20 protein-coding genes, 1 pseudogene and 1 riboswitch are annotated in these 16375 nt (G+C 70.9%); of the genes and pseudogenes, 7 read left to right on the top strand and 14 right to left on the bottom strand.

What is annotated here, in order from left to right; genetic code table 11:
* Window positions 1-2: 2 nt before the first annotated feature.
* Complete coding sequence (locus OH807_RS06300) at window positions 3-1172, bottom strand: magnesium and cobalt transport protein CorA (RefSeq protein ID WP_406194917.1); 1170 nt, start codon at window positions 1170-1172, stop codon at window positions 3-5.
* Between the two features lie 518 nt (window positions 1173-1690).
* On the opposite strand from OH807_RS06300, the gene OH807_RS06295 reads away from it, so the two are divergent.
* Complete coding sequence (locus tag OH807_RS06295; RefSeq protein ID WP_406194915.1) at window positions 1691-2107, top strand: ArsR/SmtB family transcription factor; 417 nt, start codon at window positions 1691-1693, stop codon at window positions 2105-2107.
* A gap of 137 nt (window positions 2108-2244) precedes the next feature.
* Here the strand turns inward: OH807_RS06295 and OH807_RS06290 are convergent, their stop codons facing one another.
* The 9 genes from OH807_RS06290 to OH807_RS06250 form a co-directional block, all read right to left on the bottom strand.
* Complete coding sequence (locus OH807_RS06290) at window positions 2245-3660, bottom strand: nitrate/sulfonate/bicarbonate ABC transporter ATP-binding protein (protein WP_406194913.1); 1416 nt, start codon at window positions 3658-3660, stop codon at window positions 2245-2247.
* A gap of 37 nt (window positions 3661-3697) precedes the next feature.
* A complete protein-coding gene (locus OH807_RS06285; protein ID WP_406194909.1) occupies window positions 3698-5380 on the bottom strand; it encodes an ABC transporter permease in 1683 nt (560 codons plus the stop codon).
* 273 nt (window positions 5381-5653) lie between these two features.
* Window positions 5654-5980, bottom strand: a complete 327-nt coding sequence (locus OH807_RS06280; protein WP_406211461.1) for a hypothetical protein — start codon at window positions 5978-5980, stop codon at window positions 5654-5656.
* A gap of 447 nt (window positions 5981-6427) precedes the next feature.
* Entirely contained in the window at window positions 6428-6916 is a 489-nt protein-coding gene (locus OH807_RS06275; protein ID WP_406194906.1) for a hypothetical protein, read from the bottom strand.
* 89 nt (window positions 6917-7005) lie between these two features.
* The gene (locus OH807_RS06270) at window positions 7006-7734 is read right to left on the bottom strand and encodes an MgtC/SapB family protein (protein WP_406194904.1); all 729 of its coding nucleotides are present in this window, start codon (window positions 7732-7734) and stop codon (window positions 7006-7008) included.
* Window positions 7735-7768: 34 nt separating this feature from the next.
* Entirely contained in the window at window positions 7769-8017 is a 249-nt protein-coding gene (locus OH807_RS06265) for a winged helix-turn-helix domain-containing protein (RefSeq protein WP_406194901.1), read from the bottom strand.
* A complete protein-coding gene (locus OH807_RS06260) occupies window positions 8018-8218 on the bottom strand; it encodes a hypothetical protein (RefSeq protein WP_406194898.1) in 201 nt (66 codons plus the stop codon).
* A gap of 18 nt (window positions 8219-8236) precedes the next feature.
* Window positions 8237-8467 carry a hypothetical protein gene (locus OH807_RS06255; RefSeq protein WP_406194896.1) on the bottom strand — a complete coding sequence of 77 codons (231 nt, stop codon included), beginning with the start codon at window positions 8465-8467 and terminating at the stop codon, window positions 8237-8239.
* Window positions 8468-8556: 89 nt separating this feature from the next.
* Complete coding sequence (locus tag OH807_RS06250) at window positions 8557-8841, bottom strand: hypothetical protein (protein ID WP_406194893.1); 285 nt, start codon at window positions 8839-8841, stop codon at window positions 8557-8559.
* A gap of 372 nt (window positions 8842-9213) precedes the next feature.
* Window positions 9214-9388, bottom strand: a riboswitch (M-box (ykoK) riboswitch).
* 352 nt (window positions 9389-9740) lie between these two features.
* Here OH807_RS06250 and OH807_RS06245 point away from each other — a divergent pair.
* From OH807_RS06245 to OH807_RS06235, 3 genes and pseudogenes are all read left to right on the top strand, one after another.
* A pseudogene (locus tag OH807_RS06245) lies at window positions 9741-9893 on the top strand (nitric oxide synthase oxygenase); the annotation flags it as partial.
* 108 nt (window positions 9894-10001) lie between these two features.
* Window positions 10002-10124: a hypothetical protein gene (locus tag OH807_RS06240; protein ID WP_406211459.1), complete on the top strand. Its 123-nt coding sequence runs from the start codon at window positions 10002-10004 to the stop codon at window positions 10122-10124.
* Window positions 10125-10139: 15 nt separating this feature from the next.
* A complete protein-coding gene (locus OH807_RS06235) occupies window positions 10140-10316 on the top strand; it encodes a hypothetical protein (RefSeq protein WP_406194890.1) in 177 nt (58 codons plus the stop codon).
* A gap of 288 nt (window positions 10317-10604) precedes the next feature.
* Here the strand turns inward: OH807_RS06235 and OH807_RS06230 are convergent, their stop codons facing one another.
* The 3 genes from OH807_RS06230 to OH807_RS06220 are packed head-to-tail and all read right to left on the bottom strand — an operon-like array spanning window position 10605 to window position 12474.
* Window positions 10605-11192 carry a histidine phosphatase family protein gene (locus OH807_RS06230; RefSeq protein WP_406194888.1) on the bottom strand — a complete coding sequence of 196 codons (588 nt, stop codon included), beginning with the start codon at window positions 11190-11192 and terminating at the stop codon, window positions 10605-10607.
* A 52-nt stretch (window positions 11193-11244) separates the two neighbouring features.
* Window positions 11245-12033: an alpha/beta fold hydrolase gene (locus tag OH807_RS06225; RefSeq protein ID WP_406194885.1), complete on the bottom strand. Its 789-nt coding sequence runs from the start codon at window positions 12031-12033 to the stop codon at window positions 11245-11247.
* Between the two features lie 33 nt (window positions 12034-12066).
* Complete coding sequence (locus OH807_RS06220; protein ID WP_406194883.1) at window positions 12067-12474, bottom strand: hypothetical protein; 408 nt, start codon at window positions 12472-12474, stop codon at window positions 12067-12069.
* 261 nt (window positions 12475-12735) lie between these two features.
* Here OH807_RS06220 and OH807_RS06215 point away from each other — a divergent pair, with 261 nt between their 5' ends.
* Complete coding sequence (locus tag OH807_RS06215; RefSeq protein ID WP_406194881.1) at window positions 12736-13467, top strand: helix-turn-helix domain-containing protein; 732 nt, start codon at window positions 12736-12738, stop codon at window positions 13465-13467.
* Between the two features lie 561 nt (window positions 13468-14028).
* Entirely contained in the window at window positions 14029-14298 is a 270-nt protein-coding gene (locus OH807_RS06210; RefSeq protein WP_406194879.1) for a hypothetical protein, read from the top strand.
* A gap of 477 nt (window positions 14299-14775) precedes the next feature.
* On the opposite strand, the gene OH807_RS06205 is transcribed toward OH807_RS06210, so the two are convergent.
* The gene (locus OH807_RS06205) at window positions 14776-15903 is read right to left on the bottom strand and encodes a universal stress protein (protein WP_406194876.1); all 1128 of its coding nucleotides are present in this window, start codon (window positions 15901-15903) and stop codon (window positions 14776-14778) included.
* Window positions 15904-16219: 316 nt separating this feature from the next.
* On the opposite strand from OH807_RS06205, the gene OH807_RS06200 reads away from it, so the two are divergent.
* Window positions 16220-16372, top strand: a complete 153-nt coding sequence (locus OH807_RS06200; RefSeq protein WP_406194874.1) for a hypothetical protein — start codon at window positions 16220-16222, stop codon at window positions 16370-16372.
* Window positions 16373-16375: the final 3 nt, after the last annotated feature.

The raw sequence follows: 16375 nt of genomic DNA, 5'->3' as shown, positions 1-16375 counted from the left end.
CCTCACAGCCAGTCGCGGCGTTTGAAGATCACGTACAGGCCGACGCAGACCGCGGCCATCAGGGCGATGGCGAACGGGTAGCCGAACAGCCAGTTGAGTTCGGGCATGTGGACGAAGTTCATGCCGTAGACGGTGCCGATGAGGGTCGGGGCGAAGAGGATGGCGGCCCAGGAGGAGATCTTCTTGATCTCGTCGTTCTGGGCGTGGCCGGCTTCGGCGAGCTGTTTCATCTCCTCGTTCTGGGCCTGGGAGACGAGGGTGGCGTTGACGGTGAGGATGTTCTGGAGCATCTGGCGGAAGCCGTCGACGCGCTCGGCGGCGTAGGTGGCGTGGTCGGCGACGTCGCGCAGGTAGCGCTGGAGTTCCTGATCGGTGCCGTACTTGTCGAAGCCGGCCTCCAGACTGCCCATGATGTCGAGGAGCGGGCGGGTGGCCCGCTGGAGGTCGATGACCTCGCGGGAGAGTTCGTAGATGCGCCGGGACACCTTGGGGTCGCCGCCGAAGACCTCGGTCTCGATCTCGTCGATGTCGTGCTGCAGGCCCGCGATGACCGGTGCGTATCCGTCCACGACCGCGTCGAGGATTGCGTACAGCACGGCTTCGGGGCCGAGGGCGAGCAGGTCGGGGTCGGCCTCCAGCCGCCGGCGGACCGCCGACAGGTCGGGGGACTGGGAGTGGCGGACGGTGAGCACGAAGTCGGGGCCGACGAAGAGGTGGATCTCGCCGAAGTCGACCTCTTCGACGTCGTCCAGGTAGCGGGCGGCGCGCAGGACGACGAAGAGGGTGTCGCCGTAGCGTTCAAGCTTGGGGCGCTGGTGGGCGACGATGGCATCCTCGACGGCCAGCTCGTGCAGGCCGAAGCGCTCGGCGGCCTCCAGCAGCTGGGCCTCGGCAGGGCGGTACAGTCCGATCCAGGCCATGGCGCCGGGTTCACCGGGGAGTTGGCGGTAGATGTCGGTGAGGCCGGTGGGGACGTCGATCCGGCAGCCGTCGCGGTACACGGCGGCGTCGACCAGCGACTGTTCCAGTGGCACCTGCTCGCCCGCGGGCTCGGACCTCGGGTCCATCGACTGCTCCGGAGCCGGGTGCGGGGCAGGTCCGCCCGCCGGCTCGGCGGGCCGGTAGAGCGGCTTCCGGCCGTCACGTGCCGCACGCGCACGCCAATCGGACATCGCAGCAACCTCCACCCGCCAGTGTCCGCCGTGCCGGACCGTGCTGCATGTCGCTGGGGCTCGATCATGAGTCGAACGGTCGGGACGGCTCTGTGCGACCACCGTCGATCTGCCGTATTTCCGCACTTCACGGACGTTGCTCGTGTTCCCGCCCGCGGTCGCTTCTCGCGGGCTCGCATGTCCCGGTCTCCAGGTGTCCGACCGCAGGGTGGAGCTTCAGTGGGCGTGGGCGCCCGTGTAGTGGACGGGGCCGTGGGTGCGTCCGCGCTCAGGACTGGGTTACTGGTCCATGCGGATCCAGATGACGAGGAAGGTGATCCAGGCGAGCATCGCGCAGATGACGATCGCCGGTGCGTAGCGGCGCATTCGAGATTTCCTTTCGGAGGCCGGTCGCGCGGTGCCAGGTCGGTGCCGGCGTGGCGGACCACGGATGTCGGGTGTGGCGGTGTCTGGTCGCCGGGAGCGTCGCCTTGCGACGGGCATGGCCCGTAGCGCGTACGGCCGGTTACCATACTTGCATGGGGACGCAAATAGTGTCGTGGGATTCGGCTGATGCCGAGCGGGCGGTCGCTGTCTTGAAGGCGGTGGCCGACGCCTCGCGCTACCGGCTGCTGTGGGCGCTGACGCGGCGGGAGCTGCCGGTGAGTGCGCTTGCGGAGCTGCTCGGTGCGCATGTCGCCGCGACCTCGCAGCATCTGGCGCGGCTGCGGGCGGCGGGTCTGGTGGAGTCGCGGCGGGAGGGGACGCGCATCTACTACCGGGCGGCCGAGCACGTCAGCGGGCTCCTGGAGGAGACGCAGCTGGTGGCCAGGGCCACCGCGGAGCGGGCCACCGGTGAGGCCGCCGTGCCGTCCGGGGCCGCGGCTGCCCGGGAGCAGCCTGCCCGGGCCGCCCGGCGGGTGCACGCCGCCCGGCCAGTCACCGGACACGGGTGAGAGGTGGCCTGACGCGTCTCTCTCGTCCTCCGCACCGCGTTCGGCCCGTCCGGGCCCGCTGTGCTTGCTTCCGCCGGCGGAGGGGTGTCCGGATCGGGGCACCGTCTCCGCCGGCGTGGGCAGCGGCGTCGGGTTGTTCAGGACCGGGCCGTCGGCCGGGGCTGGTCGTTCTCGAGGCGGTATTCCTGGGGGTCGGCGTCGTAGGCGTAGAGCTCGGCGTAGCGGCCCCAGTCGGTGGCGGTTTCCAGCTGCTGGGTGACCTGCTCGCTGGTGTAGTGGTGGGCGAGGACGTCGCGGAAGAAGCCGGCGCGCAGGGTGCCGCCGGCGTTCTGGTGCAGGCTGGTGGTGATGAGCTTGACCAGGGGGGCGTGCATCGCGGCCTCGGCGAAGATCGTCTTGGATTCCTGGACGTCGGCGCCGGCGTAGGCGGTACCGCGGTCGGTGAGGAGGAGGTCGTCGCCGCTGATGCCGGCGAAGCCGAGGAGTTCCAGGGCGTCGACGAGGGGGAGGATGTCGTCGACCTCGAGGCCGAGGTCGTCGGCGAGGTCGGCGAGGTCGCAGCGGCCGTCGTGGTGGGCGATCATCTCGGCGAGGCCGGAGAGGCCGTCGACGCTGGCGCCGGGCAGCGGGGTGTTCGCGGGGGTGCGCCGGTCGGTGTCGATGCCGTCGGGACGGCCCGGGATGCGGGATTCCTTGGTGCGGCCGGTCATGACGCGGTAGACGCGGTCGATGAGGTCCTGGAAGGCGGGGGAGTTGCGGTCGCGCGGCCCGTCGAGGTCGACGTGGAAGGTCTCCTTGACGGTGCCGGGCCGGGAGCCGAGGACGACGATGCGGTCGGCCATCAGGACGGCTTCCTCGATGTTGTGGGTGACCAGCACGATGGCGCGGGTGGGGAACTGGCCGGAGGCCCACAGTTCCATCAGCTCGCCGCGCAGGTTCTCGGCGGTCAGGACGTCGAGGGCGGAGAACGGTTCGTCCATCATGAGGACGTCCGGTTCGACGACCAGGGCGCGGGCGAAGCCGACGCGCTGGCGCATGCCGCCGGAGAGCTCCTTGGGGAAGGCGGACTCGAAGCCGTCCAGGCCGATCAGGTCGATGGCGGCGCGGGCGGCCTCGGCGCGCTGGTCGGGGGCTGTGCCGCGGGCTTCCAGACCGAGTTCGACGTTCTGCTGGACGGTGAGCCAGGGCAGCAGGGCGAAGGTCTGGAAGACCATGGCGGTGCCGGGGTTGGCGCCCTTGAGCGGCTGGTCCCGGTAGGCAACGGTGCCGGAGCTGGGCGGGATGAGGCCGGCCAGGCAGCGCAGCAGGGTGGATTTGCCGGACCCGGAGCGGCCGAGCAGGGCGACGACCTCACCGGCCCGGATCTGCAGGTCGATACCGGCGAGGACGGGCAGTTCGCCGTCGGCGCCGGCGTAGGTCTTGGTGAGCGCGGTGGTCTCGAGCAGGATCTCGCCGTCGACGGCGCGCGCCGGCTTGGCGGTGGCAGAGCTGGAGGAGGGGGCGGGGATGGTCGCGGTGGGCGTGCGCAGGTTGCGAAGGGTGCTCAGCACCATGGCGGGCTCCAGGGGGTGGGTAGCAGCGGGAGGAAGATCAGAGGGCGAAGCGGGTGTCCGCCAGGCGGTAGAGGCGGCGCCAGAACAGGCGGTTGAGGCCGACGACGTAGAGGCTCATCACCGCGATGCCGGCGAGCAGGTGCGGGAAGTCGCCGGCCGCGGTGGCCTTCGCGATGTACGCGCCGAGGCCGGTGGCGGTCAGGGTGGTGCCGCCGAAGGTGACCACCTCCGCGACGATGGAGGCGTTCCAGGCGCCGCCGGAGGCGGTGATGCCGCCGGTGACGTAGGAGGGGAAGATGCCGGGCAGGATGAGCCGCTTCCAGCGCTGCCAGCCGTGCACGCCGAGGTCGTCCATGGCCTCGCGCAGGTCGCTGGGGATGGCCATGGCGCCGGCGATGGTGTTGAAGAGGATGTACCACTGGGCGCCGAGCGACATCAGCAGGATGCCGCCGATGTTGATCGACAGACCGGTCTTGAGGAAGAACCACATGGCCAGCGGGAAGAGGAAGTTGGCGGGGAAGCTCGCGAGGACCTGGACGACCGGTTGGGCGATGCGGGTCAGCTTCGGCGAGAAGCCGATCTTCACGCCGATCGGCACCCAGATCACGGTGGCGACGGCGACCAGCAGGATGACCCGTCCGAAGGTGACCAGGCCGAGCAGCAGTGGTTCGCCGAAGACCCCGAGGCCGGTCTGGTCGTTGAGGTAGCGGGCGAGGTCGTAGAGGCCCCAGAGGATCACGGCGCCGGCGACGACGGTGAAGGCGATGTCGCCGGTGCGCTTGCGCGCCGGGTCGACGGTCAGCGGCCGGTCGTCGGTGCCCAGGATGCGGCCGGCGCGGCTCAGTCCCCGCCCGACGGGGCGCAGCAGGTTGCCGAGGATCTGGGGCCAGTTGGAGCGTCGCAGGAGGTTGAGGACGGCGGAGGTCTGGACCTCGGTGGCCTCGGACTGCTCGTTCTTGAACTTCTCGGCCCAGGCCGTGAGCGGCCGCCAGAACAGCAGGTTCACGCCGATGACCATGGCGGCCATGGTGAGGATGGCCCAGCCGACCTTGCCGAGGTCGCCGTCGGCGATCGCGGCGCCCGCGTAGGAGCCGACGCCCGGCAGCACGTAGTTGGTGTCCTTGACGCTGATTGCCTCGGAGGCGACGAGGAAGAACCAGCCTCCGCCGAAGCTCATCATGCCGTTCCAGACCAGGCTGATCATCCCGGAGGGCACTTCCACCTTCCAGAATCGCATCCACCTGGTGAAGCGGAACGAGCGTGACAGCTCGTCGAGTTCACGCGGCAGCGAGGTGAGGGTGTAGTAGAAGCCGAAGGTCATGTTCCAGGCCTGCGAGGTGAAGATCGCGAAGACCGACGCGCATTCCAGGGCCAGCATGGAACCGGGGTGCAGGGCGATGAACCCCGCGACGGCGACGCTCAGGAAGCCCAGCACCGGCACCGACTGCAGGATGTCCAGCGCCGGGATCAGTACCCGCTCCAGCCGCTTGCTCTTGGCCGCCGCGTAGGCGTATATGAGCGTGAAGACGGTGGAGGCGGCGAGCGCGGCGAACATCCGCAGCAGCGATCTCGCCGCGTCGTACGGCAGCCGGCTCGGGTCGGTGTCGACCTTGGCGGACTGGTCGGTGGCGAAACGCACGGTGGTGCCCTGGCCGACCCGCAGCGCGAGGTAGAGCAGGACGAGTACGGCGGCGGCGACCGCCAGGTCGATCCAGGTCATACGGGCCAGGCGGCCCGCCGCCCGGGAGGGGAGCGAGGCCCGCGAGATGGGGCTGCTCGTCCGGAACGACATCACAGGAAACCTCCGACCACACAAGGGGCATGACGGGACACCAGGACGCACGACGGCGCGTCCGGGCAGCACGGGGCCCGGCGTGGAGAGAACAGGAAAAGGGATGGGATCACCGCCGGGCGCCGGACTCACGGCGCCGTGCGATGGCAACGCCCCGTCGTGGCCAGGACAGCCAGCAGGGGGACGCGCAAGAGAAGTGGGTCAGAGACCGTCGATGAGGCAGTGCGTACTGGGAGGGTCTTCGCCCACGGCTGCCCCCATTCGCTGACGTGCTTCGGTCGGTAGGAACGGCAGCGCCCAGCCGTGTGAGGCGGCGGGCAGCGTGCCGCGTGAAGTCTGCCGCTTATTGCGCGCATACGCAAATAGCAGCGAGGTGACACCGGACCAATGGTGCGCATATCGGTGCGGCTCGGTGTCGACGGTGACCGACGGCCAGGTGAGGTGGCCCGACGGGGCGCCGTCGAGTGGTGCGGTACTCAGCAGCACCGGCCGGGCGGCCCGTGCCGTGGTGATGGCGGTGGCGGTCAAGATGTGCCTCCCTGCCCCGCGGTGGGGGAGGTCGGGGCGCGCAACAACGAATCCCCTGGGAGTGCGCTCCACAGCGACCCGCGAGCGGCATCAGGCCGTGCGGAGGCAAGGGCGCGTCGGGCGCGTAGGGGGTGGTTACCGCGTACCGCTGGAGTGCGAGGACATGCGGGTGGGGGGCGGGCGGCGCGCAGGACGCCCTGTGAGGGCCCGGCCGGTCAGCCAACGACGGCGGTTTGGGAAGCTCGGCCTCCCCCAGTCTTCGGCCGGGGGACCCCCACGCAGCACGTCGCCGTAGAAGGCACGCAGCAGCGGCTCACTCCTGGGCGGTGCGGCGAGTTGTACGTGGTCAAGGGCCGTGATCACTGACGGCCTCCTCTCGATTTCGACGGACAGGTCTGCGTGGGGCGGTGACTGGCGACTCTCGATTCAGCCGGCGGGAGGGCGGACTCATCCCGGCGACTGCGGCGGAGACGCCGCAGGGGCGCCACCGTGGCCCTGGTGGCGAGCGGCGTCGACCAGCAGGTGGGTGGCCTCGGACGGCAGGTCGAGGTGGTGGGTGATCCAGGCCGCGTCGTGGCCGTGGGTGGCGAGGATCCATGCGGTGTGCAGCCGGTCGAGGCCGACCGCGTCGGGCCCCAGCAGCAGCGGCCGGACGGCGTCCGTCGGGAAGCCCTCCAGTGCGCTCGCCGTGAACGTCGGCTCGTCTCCCGCTTCGGTCGACCGTGCGGCAGGCGCGCGGTGGCGTCTCCGCAGCCTGTGCCACAGCAGGCCGGCCACGCCGAGAACCGCGGCACTGGCGCCGAACAGCGCACCGCCGACCGCGGGCCGGTCCTCGACCGGGAGTACGACCAGCGTGATCATCTCCAGTCCGAGGAGGGTGAGCACGCTCAGCACCACCGCGCCCTCGCCCGTCCGGGGACGGGGTACCGCTTTCATCCGGATCACCTGTTCCTCCCCTCCCATCATCTTCTCGGCCGGCCCGACGGCAGTGTCGAGCCGATCCGTCCCTGACGAACTTCCTACGGTCAGGCCAGCACCTGGTGCTTCGCGTCGTCCTCCTCCAGGTGCCAGTGCAGGTCACTGACGCCCGGCTCCAGCGAGAGGCGGGAGACGACCTGCTCCAGTGCAGGGGCGACGTCCCCGTTCACGGCGACGGTGGCCCGCAGGCTGGTGGTGTCACCACGCTCGTCGCGGCGCGCCCGCAACCCGGTGGGGCTGAGACCGGAGCCGTTCAGGGCCTGCAGCAGCAGTGCCCGGATGTGCGTCTCCGCGCCGCGCTCGCACTCCAGGTGGACGGTGGCGCGCACTGTGGAGTCGGGGTCCGTTCCCGCGGCCGGTGCCCGGTCGAGCAGCCGGCCGGCCGGGCGCAGGACCACGTGCACGGCCAGGACCGTGAGCGTGCCCAGCAGGGCGAGGTCGAGCTTGCCGGAGGCGGCCAGGACGCCGACGGCGGCCGAGCACCACAGTGTGGCGGCCGTGTTCAGCCCGCGGACCCCGCCTCCGTCGCGCAGGATCACGCCACCGCCCAGGAAGCCGATCCCGGAGACGACGTAGGAGGCGACCCTCGTCGGGCTGCCGGCGTCGCCGACGGCCTCGCTGTAGAGCACGAACAGCGTCGCGCCCGCCGCCACCAGGGCGTTCGTGCGCAGGCCCGCCATCCGGGCCCGCCACTGGCGCTCGACGCCGATCAGCGCCCCGCAGCCGACGCCGACGGCGAGGCGGATCACGAAGTCGAAGGTGGTCAGGGTGTGCACGGGGCACCTCCTCGTTGATGGGTGGTACGTCGAGTCAACCCCGGGTGGGTGAAGCCCAGGCTGCTTCGGCGAAGCGCGGGTCGTACTTGTAGCCGATCTGGCGGACAGTGGCGATCACGGCCCGATGGGCGGGGCCGAGCTCGCTCCGCAGCCTGGTGATGTGGGTGGAGACGGTCCGGGTGTCGCCGTTGTCGGGCCGGCCCCAGACGGTCTCCATCAGGGTGCTCCGGGAGTGGACGCGCAGGGGGTGGGCCACCAGATGGGCAAGGAGCTCGAACTCCATTTAGGTGAGGCCGAGTTCGCGGCCGGCGACGGTCGCGGTCCGCAGTGCGGGGTCGACCACCAGGTTCCCGGGGGTGGCGCGAGCCGGTTCGGGAAGCCCGGGCGACCCGGCCTGCGGCGCCGCACTCCTGGTACGGATGGCCGAGGTCACGATGGTGCGGTCGGAGAAGATCACGTTCAGGCGTGGGTAGCGCACGACCATGTCAGGCTCCTTCTGCGGTCAGTGGTCGGGGTGCCAGGTGGCTTCGAGGCGGGTCGTGCCGTCGGTGGTGGTGACGGCCTTCCAGTGGGCCCTCATCCGGACCGGAGGGCCGGCGGGCGCCTGGGCGGCAATCGCGTCCAGCACCGGGCTGTCGAGCGGACTGGCGGCGAGCCGGCGGAGGATCCCGCTGACGGTGGTGCGCAGGCGTCCGGGAGCGGCCGGGGCGTGGAAGGCGGCGAGGGTGGCCATGGGTAACTCACCTTCGTGAGGGGGCGATGGGCATGCGAGGGCATGGCGCGGCCGAGTGGCTGGTGAAGCGGGGCGTGTCTGGCGGTTCGTCAGCAGTCGGACGTGCGTGCGGCGGCGCGGGTGAGGCGGTGTGCGGCGGCGGGCGGCAGGTTCGCGAATCGGGCGAGCCAGTCCGGGCGGTGGCCCTGGCTGGCCAGCAGGTAGGCGAGGTGGACGCGCGGTTCGTACGCCGAGGCGACGGTGTTGGGCGTGCCGGAGTACGGGCAGGTCCCGGGGTCGTCGAGGCGGTAGGAGCGTTCGATTCCGTCGTCCAGGGCCAGGGAGACGCGCGGACAGACATGCGGCGGCGCGAAGGACCGTGATGCGTCGTGCACGGCTGTGCCCGTCCTTCCACGGGGCAGGGCGCGGGTCAGGTTCCGAGCGGCGGAGTGGCGGACCGGTGAGGCAGTCATGACGTGGCTCCCTACCCCCTCGGCAGCGGGGGCGGTCGGGGCGCGCAGCAACGAATCCCCTGCGAACGCGCGCCACAGCGACCCCGCGAGCGGCATCGGGCCGTGCGGGGGCGAAGGCGAAGAGCGAAAGGGGTTACCGCGTGCCGGTGGAGTGCGAGGGCATGCTGGTGGGGGGCCGTTCGTGGCCCGGACTACTACTGCTCGAATCCATGTCTCTCGCCTCCCTCCGGCCGGCGGCGCACATCGTGTGCGCCGCACCGACGCGGCAAGGAGTACACCGGCGCGGCATGAGCCGGTACACCCCAACTCGTCAGAGCTTTGGCACTCCACGGCGTGATCCCCTGTGAGGGGGAAGCCACTTGGGATCAACCCTTAGGTCGGGAAGATCTGTCCTGAACCTGGGCGTCTCTCGACGTCGTCGGGTCAGTGGCCTGTGTCCGTGAAGACGCCTCACCGAACGAGGTGCCTTTCAAAACCTCGACAAGCGTAGACCCTGCCCGGCCATGCGGCTGCCACATTTGCTGAATCTTAACGCCTCGGTCACGCCCCGTGACGGACAGCGTCCCTCGGCCGGGCCGACGACTCGGCCGCCCTTCGGTTGCCCTCTTGGGTGACCTGCTCGACACGGCCGCCACCGACCAGGGACACGGGTGTGCGACCACCGGCACCCACCGACGGCCGGAGTCCCAACCACGGACAGACGGAAGAGCGGCTCCGTGGCCGACGTGTCCAGGCTGCCGCCGCCGCAGAGCTGAGGGCTGTCGCCCGCCCCACGGCCCACCGGAGGATCACCCCGCCGCCCACATCCCGCCGGCTACGAGGTGAACCCGGGAGCCGACCGCGCCGACCAGGCCGGAGTGTCCATCATCGACCACCACTTCGCCACCAAGCAGTTCGTGCGGCACGAGGAACGCGAGCACAAGAGCGGCCGCGGCTGCCCGGCCGACTGGTCCGCCATCGTGCCCGCGACCAGCGGCTCGACTCCCCCGTCTGGCAGCGCCGCTACGAGCCGACCAGGATGCTGCCCAACTTCTCGCCCCATCCCGCGCCTTGGCCCGCCTGCGCCGCCGAGGACTGAGTCGGTGACGCTCGGCCGGTTCGTGGAGCCGGCCGGGGCGGTGCTCAACCTCTGCGGCAGCGGCGTCTACGCGCTGCGAACGCTGCGCGGATCGTTACGGCCGAACCTCGTCACCTGGCTGCTGTAAGCCCTCACACCGGGCGTGGCGTTCGCGGCCCAAGCCGCTCGCCACGTCAGCCTGCCCGCCCTCACCACTCTCAGCATGGGCCTCGGCCCGTTGCTGGTGTTCCTGTGCGCCTCCGGCCGACCCAAGCGCGCCCGCAAGAAGAAGGCCCGTCGCAAGAAGAAGGCGAACCACGGCCGCAAGCCCGGACAGTGACCCCGTAGACCCACCCGGTGCCGCGTGCCACCGGCACCGGGTGCACCTTTTCGGCCCCGAGTCCGTAGTCCGGCTGTGCGGCGGATTCCGGTCCGCATCGCCCGCCGAGGAATCGAGTCCTTCACCCGCCTCGGCGGCCGCCGTTGACCATCGGGCGCACCGTCGCCTGGCTCGGCGGCTTCTGGCGGCGGCTCCATCACCGCTACGAGAGAAAGGTCGGCCATTTCGCCGCCGCACCCATCTGTTGTCGGCGCCGTTCGCAGCACGTGTGACGTACCCCGTCGGCCGCTACGGGACGTTCCAGGCGGCGATGACCGGCTGCCCCTGTTCCGTGTTCAGGAAGCCGAGAGTGCCCGGACGCGGGTGGCCGAGCAGTCGGCCGGCGGACGGGGCGAGGCCGAGCCAGCGTACGGCGAGTACGCGCGCGAGATGCCCGTGCGCGACGACGGCGACGTCGCCGTCACCCAGGAGCTGCCGGATCCGGTCGAGTACTGCGTCGGTGCGAGCGGCCACCTGCTGGAGTCGCTCGCCAGGATGCGCGGCGTCGCCGGGGACGACGCCGTCCCGCCACAGGTCCCACCCCGGCCTCGCTTCCTGGATCTGCTCCGTGGTCAGGCCCTCATAGCCGCCGTAGTCCCACTCCACCAGGTCAGGATCGGGCTTGACGTCGGTCAGGCCCGCCAGTTCGGCCGTCCGCACGGCGCGGCTCAGGGGACTGCTGAAGACGGCGACCGGACGGTGCTGAGCCAGCCTCGGGGCGAGTGCCCTGGCGGCGGCCTCACCTGCGGCCGTCAGCGGAACGTCGGTCCGGCCCGCATGCCGGCCCGACAGGCTCCATTCCGTCTGGCCGTGCCTGATCACAATCAGCTCACCCATGGCCCTGGACGATGCCTGACGGCTCGTCTGCCCGCTGGACGGGCGTGTGCGGTCAGCCACGAGTGCCGGCGACCTGGCGTACGGCCTTGGCGACCGCCGCGAAGTCCTTCTTGAGGATCATGTCGTGGTTGCTCGCGACCTTCGCGCTGATCTCGATGTTCGAGTTCCGCTCGGTGACGGCCTGGAGGCTGGCGCGGATCCGCTCCTGTTCGTCGCCCTTGCTGCCGAGTGAGGACCCAGAGGCGACCACGTACCGTGCCGGGACGGCAATGGCGTCCAGAACCGGGCCCATCAAGCTCGCGCGGGCGACCTTGCCGAGTTCGATGTTGCACTCGGCCATCTGCGCGGCGGTCAGCCGGGGCGTCAGGCCGGTCGGGCGAGCCAGGGCCACCAGGGGAGCGAGGCGGCGGAAGAGCTTGCGGATCCGCTGCTCCATCGCGTCGTCCAGCCAGTCGTACGGCTGCGCGCCCTCGACCATCACCGCGCCCAGCGCCCGGTCCGGGTTGCGGCTGGCCCAGTGCGCCGCGACGAACGCCCCGTAGGACCAGCCCACCACCACCGCACGGTCCACGCCCCGGGCGGTGAGCACCGCATCGACGTCCGTGACCATGGTCGCGAAGGAGTAGTCCGCCGAGCGCCCCGACTTCCGGCCGCGGCCCCGCATGTCGTAGGTGATGTGCCGCCAGCGCGGCCCCAGCTCGGCAATGGTGTGCCGCCAGTAGCCCTGGGTGGCGAACTGGCCGTTGACGTAGATCACGGGGGTGCCGGAACCGCCGGTGTCGGTGGCGGCCAGGGCCGTGTCGTCCACCGGCACCATGCCGGTCCACTGTGTGTTCGTCATGACGTCCTCCTGGTCGGGGTGGCCCACGTGCCGTCAGGCGGCGTCGAGGGCGCCGGTGATCTTGCGGATGATGTCGGCCAGGACCGGGCCGGGCTCACCCTTGAGGCCGCGGGTGGCCGCGCCGATGGCGACCAGGACGGTGCTGCGGAAGTTCTCGGCCTCGGCCTGGTCCTGCCGTTTGAGCAGGCCCATCGCCGCCGTCAGAGCCGGCAGCACCTGGTCCGCGACGGCGGCCACGGATGTGCTGTCGAGCTTCGCGCCCTCGGACTTCTCGGCGAGCACGTGCCCGACCAGGCCGGTCGCGGCCGACAGGGCGATGGAGCCCTCGGTGGCGATCTTGTGGGGCTTGTTGGTGGCACTGGCGGCGGTCAGCAGCGCGACGGCGCCGTGGGCGGCGGTGCGGAGGGTCAGCTTGTCCTGCTCGGAGAGGGTGACGGACATGGTGGGGCGCTCCTTCGGCGGGGCGGTGTCGAGTGTTCGGTGATTGCTGAACATCTACGACGGTACATTGCGTTCAGTGATCACGCAACGCTCGAAAGCCTGGAAATCCCTTATATCCAACGGCTTTTATGCCAGCTATTGCAATGATTGTGGCGCTAAACGCAAGGAGCGATCGGGGCCGCATTGCAATGACTGTCGCGTGCCCGGATACTGTGCGGCAGGGCGCGGGACCGCCGCGCAGAAGCTGGGAGACGAACATCGATGCCCGGAGGCAGGCTCACCGACGAGGACCGCCGGCGGATCGCTACCGGGCTGGCCGAAGGGCTCGGATACACGGAGATCGGCCGCCGCCTGGACCGGCCCGCCTCCACGATCATGCGTGAGGTCACCCGCAACGGCGGACCGGACGACTACCAGGCGGACCGGGCCCAGGAGGCCACCCGGCAGCGCGCGCGTCGGCCCATGCAGGACGCACCCCAGGCGCCGCCGCCGCTCGCCGATGGCCGGGGTCGCGACCCGCGAGTGGTCCGGGATGTCGCGGAGTCCATCGCCAAGCTCATCGAGCAGCAGGGCATGCCCGCGATGACGGCCAAGGTGCTGGTCTGCCTGCTCGTCACCGACGAGGGCACCCTCACTGCCGCCGACCTGGTCCAGCAGCTCCAGGTCAGCCCGGCCTCCGTCTCGCACGCCGTGGCCTTCCTCGAACAGCAGGGCCTGCTCCGGCGGGAACGGGTCCCCGGCCAGCGGCGCGAGCGCTACGCGATCGACGGCGAGATCTGGCTCCGGTCCACCCTGGCCGCGGTGCAGATGCACCGGGCCCTGGTGACCGAACTCCGCAGCGCCGCCGAGGCCCTCGGACCAGCCACCCCCGTCGGAGCCCGCTTCGGGGACTCCGCCGAGTTCCTGACCCTCATGAGCGAGACCCTCCAGCAGGTCGTCGACCAATGGCGGCAGGGCCGGGCGGACCGCGACGCGGCAGACGGTGCACCCTGATCCACGATGCCTCGTAGTGCAGGCTCTGCCCCGGCCTTGGCCGGTGGCGACAAAGCTGTGTCAAGACGGCTGCCGACCGCGTCAAGGATGCGTCAGGGCGGATGGGCGAATGTTCGAGCGCACCTAGCGTGAGCTGCGAGGAAACGGTTCTCCGTCCGGGCGTGGGGCCTGGCGGAGAACCGTTTGCCGACACCGCCCCGGAGATTCCTCCGGGGAAGGTTCGGCGGCCAGTGAAAAGCAGGTGAGGGGGCGCGCGGCGATGCCGACGGGTACGTCGGGCGGTACGGCTGTCATGGGGAAAACGGTCGCGTCGGAGACGGCGCGCCAGGAGACAGCCGCACCGCCTCCGGCGTCGCGCGCCCCCGGTCACTGGTACAGCCGTACCGTCTCCGGCGTCGCGCGCCCCCGGTCACTGGTTCGGCCGCTCCTGGCGCAGCCGGGCCTGGTGGAACACTCCGCGCCTGGTGCGTGGCCTGACCGGGCTCTGTCTGGTGGCGCTGCTCGGCACCGGCATGGCGACCGCCACCGTTCTGACCAACACGGAAGGAAGCAGAAGGAATCGTGAGCAACCACGTCGTCGTGGCCGAGATCGGCCTGACCAAGAACCGCTTCGGCGCCGAGATCAGGACCTCCGAGCCGATGTCCCTGGAGGAGGCGCGAGCGTTCGCACTGGAGGCCGCCCGCGGCCAACACCCCGACTTCGCGCCGACGGCGAAGGAGGCCCAGCTGCTACGGGCGGGGGCGGATCAGTACCTGATGGTCGAGGGCCACCGGTTGAACCCCGACAGCCTGAACCGGTTCACCGTCACCCAGGTCGTCGACCCCGGCTGACCGCCCTCGCGCGAGCGTGACATCGCGGTTCGTCTCCCCAGCCGGTGGGCCGGGGAGACGAACGATTCGGGCTGGGCCGGCAAGAGCTCGGAACTGGCCAAGCCCGCCCTCCAGCGCGGCAACGACCAGCTCGGCGCCGCTGCGACCGAGGCCGGTCTCCGATGGGCGGCAGGGGCCGCTGCCGTCGTGGTCGGCCTCGGCGCCGGCCTGTTCGGCTGGCACTACCACCTCGATCAGGGCGTGCAGCGCCCGCCGGCCGTGGACCTCTCCCACGGCGAGTGCCGGGGAACCCTCGGCGACCCGCGCTTCGCCGCGTCCCTGGGGTCCACCCGACAGGTCCGGATCGACACCACGTTCATTCCGGGCGGGTCCACCTTGCCGGACCTCCTGGCCTGCTTCGTGGACGGCGAACACCGGCGGGACCTGAGCGTCAGGGTGAGCGGCGCGGGCGGCGCGCCCTGGCCGGAAAGATCGTGGTCAATCGTCTTCGCGGGACTTGCGGCGGTGCAGGAACCGGCCATGGGCGGCTTCGGCATGGGTGACGACGTACACGTCGATGTCGTCTCCGGAGCCCTCGATGATGGTCTCGCCGGTGCCACGGCCGAACAGGCCCTTGAGACGGCTGCGGCGGGTGGCGCCGATGACGATCTGGGTGGCGTTGACCTGCCGGGCGAACGCCAGGACCGCCTGCGCCGGGTCGCCGCCGGTCACCGCGTGCCACTTTCCGCCCAGGCTCTCGACGAGCGCGCGCTGGCGGGCCAGCAGCTGTGGGGGTGCGCCGGTCAGGCCGTCGTCGCGGGCGACGTGGACGGCCAGGAACTCACCGCCCGCGCCCCGGGAAGCGGTGCGCTTGGCCCGCCGGATGAGGGTGTCGCCCTCGGGGCCGCCGGACAGGGCGACCAGGACGCGTTCCCGGGTGCTCCAGGGCTGCTGGATGCCGTGATCGTGGCGGTAGCGCAGCAGGGCCTCCTCGACCCGGTCGGCGGCCCAGAGCAGGGCGAGTTCGCGCAGGGCGGTCAGGTTGCCGGCGCGGAAGAAGTTCGCGAGCGCCGCGTCGATCTTCTCGGGAGGGTAGACGTTGCCGTGCGCCATCCGCCTGCGCAGGGCTTCGGCGGACATGTCGACCAGTTCGATCTGGTCGGCGCGCCGCACCACGTCGTCCGGGATCGTCTCGCGCTGGCGGACACCGGTGATCTGTTCCACGACGTCGTTCAGCGATTCCAGGTGCTGGATGTTGACCGTGGAGATGACGTCGATCCCGGCTTCCAGCAGTTCCTCGACGTCCTGCCAGCGCTTCTCGTGCCGGCAGCCCGGGACGTTGGTGTGCGCGAGCTCGTCGACGAGGGCGACCCGGGGGCGGCGGGCGAGGACCGCGTCCAGGTCCATCTCGGTGAAGGAGCAGCCCCGGTACGACATGGTCCGGCGGGGCACACTCTCCAGGCCCTCGGCCATCCGGCGGGTGAGAGGACGGCCGTAGTCCTCGACGAAGGCGATCACCACGTCGGTGCCGCGTGCGGCACGGCGCTGGCCCTCGGCGAGCATGTCGTACGTCTTGCCGACCCCGGGAGCGGCTCCGAGGTAGACCCGCAGCTGACCGCGAGGCATCACCGCCGTCCTTCCCAGCCGCCCGGCGTGACCCGGTACGGTTCGACAGCCTTCCTGTCCATCGTCGTCCTCATCCGTACGGATGCTCGCCGGGATGTGGGCCGTGGTGCTCGCGCCCTGTGCGTGCCGACCGTGCCCCCGGCGACGTGCGGATAGGCCCTGACACTCCCCGCTAATGTCCCGATAAGATGACCACAGGTGTGCCGGGAAGTCTGGTCGGCTCGGGGGACGACTACGGCGATCGGGCGGCAGTGACCCCGCTCGTCGTGATGAGGTCTTCACCCCGACGCACGTAGTGGGGATCGTTCTCGTCCTGGTGGTTCTGGCCACGACCGTGGCCACCTTCGCCCGGCGCCTACGGGTGCCCGCGCACTCGCTGCTCGTCATCGCGGTCATCTGCACGGTCTCCCAGACCGTCGTCGCGCCGATCGGATGCCCGAGGCGGACCAGTTCGCCCTGGATCCGGTAGCCC

Origin of the sequence: Kitasatospora sp. NBC_01560, assembly GCF_045208415.1 — a bacterium.
Classification (GTDB): domain Bacteria; phylum Actinomycetota; class Actinomycetes; order Streptomycetales; family Streptomycetaceae; genus Kitasatospora.
Note: the sequence above shows the minus strand (reverse complement) of the source record. Positions and strands in the feature narration are given on the sequence as shown.